Annotated in this window: 1 protein-coding gene; it reads right to left on the reverse strand. The window is 73.9% G+C overall.

The features are described 5' to 3' along the window. Nucleotides 1–1,311, reverse strand: a 1,311-nt coding sequence (locus AOJ26_RS39410) for a S8 family serine peptidase (protein WP_159044510.1), incomplete at its 3' end; no start/stop codon positions are given. Nucleotides 1,312–1,349: the final 38 nt, after the last annotated feature.

Genomic DNA, 1,349 nt, shown 5'->3' on the forward strand with positions numbered 1-1,349 from the left:
CTCGATCGTGAGGTACCCGGGGATGTCGGAGGGGTACCACTCCGACAGGACGCTGCCCGCGGCGGCCGCGGCCGTGATGGCGACGCCCGGCGCGGTCAGGTCGGGCTTGACCCCGCCGTCACCGACCCGTGGCCCGCGGCTGGAGAAGGCGGCCAGCGCGTCGGACTCGTCGACCGCGCCGACGGTCAGCGCGGACGCGGCGCTGCCGGGCGAACCGACGGTCCCCTCGCCGAATTCTCCGAACTCGCCGTCGTTGCCGGCCGCGATGACGAAGAGGGCGCCGGACTCGGCGGAGAGCCGGTCGACGGCCTCCTCCATCGGGTCGGTGCCGGGGGAGTCGGGGCCGCCGAGGCTGAGGTTGACGACGTCCGCGCCCCGGGCCACCGCCCACTCCATGCCGGCGATGATCCCGGAGTCGGTGCCGCCGCCCTGGTCGTCGAGGACCTTGCCGTTGAGCAGCCGCGCACCCGGCGCGACGCCCTTGTACTTCCCGTCCGACCTGGCCCCGCTGCCCGCCACGGTCGAGGCGACATGAGTGCCGTGGCCGAACTTGTCGGTGGTGGTGCCGGTGCCGCTGAAGTCCTGCTCGGCGACCACCTTGCCGGCCAGGTCGGGGTGGCCGGTGTCGATCCCGGTGTCCAGGACGGCGACCTCGGTGCCGGTGCCGTCGAAGCCCGCGGCCCAGGCGGTCGGTGCGCCGATCTGCGGGACGCTCCTGTCGAGGGAGGCCTTGCGTCTCCCGTCGAGCCAGAGCTTCTCCACGCCGGCCGCGGCGGTGAACTCCGCCTTTTCCCCTGCGGAGTTGTGCGTGACGGCCTTCCAGAACCCGGCGCCGCGCTTCTTCACGGAACGCATCGCCCGGCCGTTGACGACGGGCAGTGCGCGTCCCATCCGCGCCCCGGCGTCGGTGAACGGACTCGTCGAGGGGGCCTTCGTACCGCGGAACGTGGCGATCAGCGGGAGGTCGGAGCGGCCCGCGTCGTCGTAGCCGTCCTTGACGAGCTGGGTGACGTCGAACAGCCGCGGGTCCAACCTGCCCTGCGCCAGCAGCAGTTCGGCGTCCCCGGGGACGACCCGGGTGTGGCCGGCGACGACCCGGACCGAGAACGGCATGCTCGTCCGGCCCCGCGCCCGCTCCACTCCGGAGACCCGGCCGGTGCCGTCCAGCAACACCCGGTCGCCGGTGACGAGCGTGACCGTCCGCACCGCGGAGGCCGTACGGGCACTTCCGGCCGGAACGTCGTCGACGGCTCCGGCGCCGGACGGGAGGCCGGCGAGGACCAGGGTCGCGGAGGCCACCCCCGCGGCCATGGCCGCGTGTCTGTGGCGTACGCGTAACTCCATCTGCA

The organism is Streptomyces sp. NRRL B-24085, from assembly GCF_001282115.1.
In the GTDB taxonomy this organism is placed as follows: domain Bacteria; phylum Actinomycetota; class Actinomycetes; order Streptomycetales; family Streptomycetaceae; genus Streptomyces.